This window comes from Gemmatimonas sp., from assembly GCF_041689975.1.
Taxonomy (GTDB): Bacteria; Gemmatimonadota; Gemmatimonadetes; order Gemmatimonadales; family Gemmatimonadaceae; genus Gemmatimonas.
Genome location: NZ_JBDNFF010000260.1, coordinates 1 through 5,845, shown reverse-complemented (window position 1 = coordinate 5,845; position 5,845 = coordinate 1). Strand labels below are relative to the sequence as shown.

6 protein-coding genes and 1 pseudogene are annotated in these 5,845 nt (G+C 63.2%); 4 read left to right on the top strand and 3 right to left on the bottom strand.

Translation table 11 applies throughout. The features are described 5' to 3' along the window. Positions 1-275 (bottom strand): hypothetical protein (locus ACESNG_RS16365; RefSeq protein ID WP_373063181.1); only part of this gene is annotated, 275 nt, incomplete at its 3' end. A 191-nt stretch (positions 276-466) separates the two neighbouring features. Between ACESNG_RS16365 and ACESNG_RS16360 the strand changes: the two genes are divergently transcribed. Both ACESNG_RS16360 and ACESNG_RS16355 read left to right on the top strand, forming a co-directional pair. Further along, on the top strand, positions 467-1,249 hold the full coding sequence (locus ACESNG_RS16360; RefSeq protein WP_373063179.1) for a CocE/NonD family hydrolase: 783 nt from the start codon (positions 467-469) through the stop codon (positions 1,247-1,249). Positions 1,250-1,294: 45 nt separating this feature from the next. Further along, positions 1,295-1,963: pseudogene (locus tag ACESNG_RS16355) on the top strand (CocE/NonD family hydrolase C-terminal non-catalytic domain-containing protein); the annotation flags it as partial. Positions 1,964-2,068: 105 nt separating this feature from the next. Here ACESNG_RS16355 and ACESNG_RS16350 read toward each other — a convergent pair. Then, positions 2,069-3,601 (bottom strand): amidohydrolase family protein, encoded by a 1,533-nt coding sequence (locus ACESNG_RS16350; RefSeq protein ID WP_373063177.1) that lies wholly within the window; start codon positions 3,599-3,601, stop codon positions 2,069-2,071. A gap of 202 nt (positions 3,602-3,803) precedes the next feature. Here ACESNG_RS16350 and ACESNG_RS16345 point away from each other — a divergent pair, with 202 nt between their 5' ends. Continuing rightward, complete coding sequence (locus ACESNG_RS16345; protein WP_373069797.1) at positions 3,804-4,970, top strand: serine hydrolase domain-containing protein; 1,167 nt, start codon at positions 3,804-3,806, stop codon at positions 4,968-4,970. Between the two features lie 117 nt (positions 4,971-5,087). Next, complete coding sequence (locus tag ACESNG_RS16340) at positions 5,088-5,597, top strand: CPBP family intramembrane glutamic endopeptidase, BDIM_20840 family (protein WP_373063173.1); 510 nt, start codon at positions 5,088-5,090, stop codon at positions 5,595-5,597. A 117-nt stretch (positions 5,598-5,714) separates the two neighbouring features. On the opposite strand, the gene ACESNG_RS16335 is transcribed toward ACESNG_RS16340, so the two are convergent. Further along, on the bottom strand, positions 5,715-5,845 hold a 131-nt coding region (locus ACESNG_RS16335; RefSeq protein WP_373059915.1), incomplete at its 5' end, for a dodecin family protein.

The window sequence follows — 5,845 nt, the reverse complement described above, 5'->3', positions numbered from 1 at the left end:
CTTTTAAAAGTGTCGACCGTCCCGGCGTTGCCGTCTGACAATTCCGTGTCGCGAATACGGCGAAGAAGAGTTTGACGAGCAGCGACTCCCGCCATGGTACGGGCGGGGCGGGGATCGCGAGCAACGTGTCTGGCGCAGACAAGCCATGCCCCGTCAACCGGCGCATTCTGCGATCGGGTCGCGTGCCGCACAAAGGCGTCGACGTAGCGCGTCACTTTGTAGTCACGCATGGGTTGGATCGACAGGAAGCCACGGATAACGTGGCGAAGAGGCATGACTGGGGGGCGAGGTAAAGGTCGGAATCTGGTGCTAGCGAAATGCGATACAGGATTGTGAGTATATGCGAGTTATCATATATTTGCGCTATGCTCACGAATCCTCGCGGTTTGTCCTGACCGCGTCTGGCGCTGTTTTGCTTTCAGGAGTCGCATGCCGTGGCCCGCGCGTCGACGTCACGCGCCCGACCATGAGGGTCGACGACGGGGTCGCACTCGCCGCAGATGTGATACTGCCAGGTGAGCGTCCCGCGGGACGCATTTCGACGGTCCTCATCCAAACGCGCTACTGGCGCAGTTTTCGAATGCGTGGCGGCGGCGGACCGAGCATTCCGCAGGGACCTCGTGAGCCGATTGCGGCTCGACTGGTCGAAGCGGGCTACGCGGTGGTGATCGTCGACGTTCGCGGAACGGGCGCGTCCAACGGTGTGTGGCGATGGCCGTGGTCGGCCGATGAGGTTCGCGATATGGGGCCCGTGATCGACTGGATCGTCGCACAACCGTGGTCCAACGGCGCGGTCGGAGCAACCGGCGTCTCGTACGAAGGCACGACGGCGTTACTCGCGGCGGCTACGGGCCGACCGGCACTGAAAGCCGTGCTCGCACGTCAGATCGAATGGCAGTTGGCCGACGAAACACTCGCACCGGGCGGCGTGCGCAACGCCCTCTTTGCCGATACGTGGGGACGCGCGGTGGACGATCTCGATCATGGGAAATATCCAGCAATATTTCCCAGGATGGCGAGCTGGCTCGTGACGGGAGTCGGTCGCCGCGATGACGATTTGGAAGGGCTTGCGCAGCGCGAGCGAGAGCAGGCGCGCCCGTCGTCCGACGTCGCGCAGCGTGCGCACGCAGTGACACGGGGGTCAGATCCTTTTGGTGTCGATGCGCCCGCGACCGACTCGCTCGGACCAGCGGGACACATGGCGGCGCTGGCGAACACGCGTACAGTGGTCGGCCTTTGGGAAAGCTGATGGGACGGCGTGACCGCCGACGCCGTGTTTCGTGCGCAGGAGGCGATGCCGATCGCAGAGGCGCGCATCGGACCGTGGAACCATGAAGGCGACCAGCACGCCAGCCCGCTGAAACATGGCACCGCGGAGCCGGGCACTGTCGATCTGAACGCTGTGGTCGCGTTCTTCGACCGGCACCTGCGCACAGACTCGCCGCCATCTGATAGCTCACGCAGGGTGCAATGGTACGTCGCGGGGGCGGAGCGATGGCGTGCGGCATCACGCTGGCCGCGCACCACCATGCGCGCGTGGTCTGTTCTGCTGGTTGGCGCGATGGCCGGCGCGGACACGCTGCAGCAATGGAGCACGGCGGACCGCGCGACGACCGGCAAGAACAATCGATGGACCACAGGACTTGCACGACCGGTCGATATCACCGAACGCGCCAAGGCACGCGGCATTCACTCGTTTCAGCTGCCAGTACTCACCGACACGCTTTCAGTATTTGGTGCTGGCGTGTTTAGCTGTACGTTGGCTGCCGATCAGCCGGCGGCCACGCTGCATGTGTACGTCGAGTCGGTGGACCCGGCAGGCCACGTGCGCCTGCTCACGGAGGGAATGCTGACCGTGGTACGCAGCGCGGAGCCGGTCGTGTCCGTGCGTATTCGCCCCGTGGCGTTCATGTTGCCGATCGGTTGGCGTATCCGAATGTCATTGGCGAGCGAAGATGCACCAACCTTCGAGCGCGTACCGCAAACCGGTGCGGTGGTGTGGACCATCGACCCGCGTTCGTGCACGCTGACGTTGCCCATTGAAGAAGGCGTACGCTGGTGCCGGCGGTCAGCCGCCGTACCAAAGGCAGCGCAGGAACCGACTAGCGATCGTGAGGCGATGGGCCTGTGCTTCAACGAAAGTGAACAAGGCGGTGCGTTCCGCCGGGCCGAACACGCGGCCGTCGAACACCACCGTGTGTATCCGTCTGCTGTTCCGGATGTCGACCAGTGGATCGGCGTCGAGCAACACCAGGTCGGCGCGCTGGCCTGCCGCGATGTAGCCAACCACACTGTCGACCTGCATGAACCGCGCCGGCACCGTGGTCGCGGCAGCGAGTACTTGTGCGGGAGTGAGCCCGGCGCGCACGAGATACTCGAGCTCCTCGTGCAATGCGAAACCATGCACCACCTCAGGGTCGATCGCGTCGCTGCCAGCGAGGACCACCACGCCGGCGTCGTGTGCGCGCTTCGTGAGCTGCAACGCGGCCGCGTGATACGCTATCAGGTCACGCGCCTCGAGCTCGGGCACAGTGCCGGCTGCACGGATGATCTGCCACGCCATCCGCTGCGGTGCCGGGATGAAGCGAGACGAGTTCATGGACGCCGGTGGCCCTGACGCAAAGAGGGCATCCTGCCCGGTCGATGCGACGTGGGTCGGCACATACGCTGTGCCACGCGCTCGCATCGTCGCCAACAGCGAATCACAATGCGCGCCGTCGAAGACACGCAGCAGCGCCGGCTTCGACGCCGTACGGTCATCGAACGACGCGCGAGCCCGTGAGCACTGTGGCAGCAGTGTCCAGTCATGCTCCACACTGACGAACGCGACCGGGCTGGACGCCAGGTCGACGGTGAAGGGCAAATGGCCACCAACGCGCAGACCCATGGAGTCGGCGACGCGCAGCAGTTCTGTGGCATCGCGCGCCTCGATGGTCGGGTCGAGCTGCAGCTTGATCATGCGCTCGCCGCGTGTCGCGAGCGCTTGCAGGAGGGTGCACAATTCAGCACCGTCTGCCGGTGGTTCCTCGAGATGATACGTGACGACCTCCTGCAGTCGCGGACCGACCATCGTTCCGTTGCCGATGGCGCGCTGCCATGCGCCGGCTGGCGAGACACAGGACAGGCTCGTGCTCCATGAACAAGTGTCGCCCAGGTCCCGCACACTCGTCACGCCATTGGCGATCAGCAGCGGCAGCTGCAGCTGTGGTGCCAGGCGGAGAGTGTGCACATGCGCATCCCACAGGCCGGGGATGAGGAACTTGCCGCGGCCATCGATGCGCCTGCCCGGGAGTGATACCGCTGTGGCGTCCGCCGGTCCGGCGTACACGATGCGATCGTGCTCGATCACGACGGTCTGCCCGGTGGTGGTGCGACCGCCGCTGTCGGGGTTCACGATCGCGACATCGTGAATGATCAGTCGCGACAGCCGCAGCGGGGCAGTCGGAACCGGCGGCGTGGCCAGAGCCAGCAGGTTCACCAGCGCGAAGAGCGCGGCAGCGGTGCCGAGGCACGACAGCACGATGACCCGTACGCGAAGTGAACGTATGCGAAACAGTGTGGCGGAACGCGACGCGTTTACGGCACCCGATACGTGATCCATCAGTGAACCGATCAAGGGGAGTGCTGAACGAGATACGCACTCTACGGAACATGGGCACGGCGCGTTTCGTCAGGATCTAAGATTTGGGCACAGCGGACGAATCTCCGCGACAACAGAAACCGTACAGTCGTGTGGCCGGCGCACCAGTCTATGACATGACTTGACCGCGCAGTCTGTGTGTCTCTCCTGCATCCCGACAAACATGCGTCGATCCATCTTCTGGCTAGCCAGTGCCCTCGCGCTCGCCAGCAGTTCTGCACTCCAAAGCCAGACCCCTGCGCTCGACAGCCTCATCACGCTAAAGATGACGGACGCGAACGTCATGGGCTTGGCAGCCGCAGTCATCGTCGACAAGAAGGTCGTGTGGATGAAGGGCTTTGGGTACGCTGATTGGCAGCGTACTCGCCCGTTTATGCCGAGCACCGTGATGAACGTCGCGTCGATCGCCAAGCCATTCGTTGGCGTGGCGATGATGCGCGCGGTCGCCGCCGGCAAACTTTCATTGGATTCGGACGTCAATCAGTATCTCCCGTTCCGCGTCGTAAATCCGTATCGGCCGGCGGAGCGCATCACGCTGCGCCACCTCGCGACGCATTCGTCGAGCATCACTGATCGGTGGGAGGTCTATCGCCAAACGTATCGGTTCGGCGGGGATCCCACGGAACCACTGGGCGAGTTTCTCGCTGCGTATTTCACTCCCGGCGGCAAGTATTATGCGAAGGACAACTTTCTCGAAGCTAGGCCGGGAGAGCTTCGAGAGTATTCCAACATCGGTGCGGCGCTTGCGGGATACATCGTCGAACGCGCGGTGGGCGCGCCGGTGAACGTGTACACGAAGCGCAACATCTTCACACCGCTAGGCATGACCCATTCCGGATGGTTCATGCGAGAGGTCGACATGATGAACCACTCCACGTTGTTCGTATCACAGAATGGCCAGACTGTCCCCATCCTGCATTACGGGGGCACCACCTATCCCGACGGTGGGCTGCGCACTTCGGTCGAAGACCTGTCGAAGTTCTTCATCGCGATGCTGAATGACGGCGCGTTCGGCGGTGTACGAATTCTCGACGCGCCGTCGGCCGCCGAGATGCGGCGGTTTCAGTTCACGGATGGCAACCGACCGACGAATTTCCCCGCCGAGGACGGCAACTCCGGTCTGTTCTGGCGCACGAAGTTCAATGGTCTTCGTCGTGGTCATGGGGGTAACGATCCCGGCGTCGAGGTGGAGATGCTCACCGACGAGTCGCGACGCGTCGGTGTGATCTACTTCTCCAACACCTCGCTCAGCGGTACGGATCGGAAAGCAACCGGTGACATTTTCAATGCGCTCTGGAAGTACGGAGAGACGCAGCGGAAAAATCCATGAACGGCGTGATCGGACTGGCCGGAATCCTGGCACTGCTACTCGGCATCGGCGCTATACTCGGCCTGGCCGACCGTCGGAATTTTTCGCTGCGGCAGCACGCGAAACTGGCAGGGTAAATTGCTGGCGCTGGCGACGACGCTGGCGATAGCCGCGCATCCCGCCTTTGGATGGCGCAAGGCGGGTTTCACCGTGCGTCAGGCGGTCGGCAGTCTCGAGGCATCGCTACCGGTGCTCGCGCTGTACTGTGCGTTCTTCGTGGCCATTGCCCTCGCCTTTCCTTCCGGCACGCCTACTGCGGAGGAAGCGGCGTTCCAGTTGACCATGCCCGAATTCGAGGAAGAGCCCTTCTATCGCGGCTTGCTCCTCTTGGCACTCGACCGAGCCTTTACGGGGCGGGCGCGGTTCCTGGGCGTTGATTGGAGATGGGGCGCCGTGTTGTCATGCCTGCTGTTCGGCTTGGCGCACGCCTTTGGCTATTCCAGTGGCCGGTTCACGTTCGATGCGATCACCATGGCGCTGACGGCGCTGCCGGCGTTCATGGGCGTCTGGTTGCGTCTGCGCACGGACAGCGTGCTCCTGCCGATCCTGGCCCACAATTTCGGCAACTCCGTGTCGCTGGTCGTGTAGCCATGGCGCGGGCTTCGTGTAACGTTCGAGATCTGGAATCGCCGCGCACCACACCGCATCTTTACCAACGCGTCGCGACTCCAGGCTCCCGATTACTGCGGCGGACCTCAACAGCGATCAATCACCCTTGAGCACGAACGTGAGCTTGAGGGTGACCTTGTACATCGTCGCTTTGCCGTTGGCGACCTCGACACTCTGATCCTGAACCCACGCGCCCTTGATGCCGGTGATGGTTTCCGAAGCTTTTG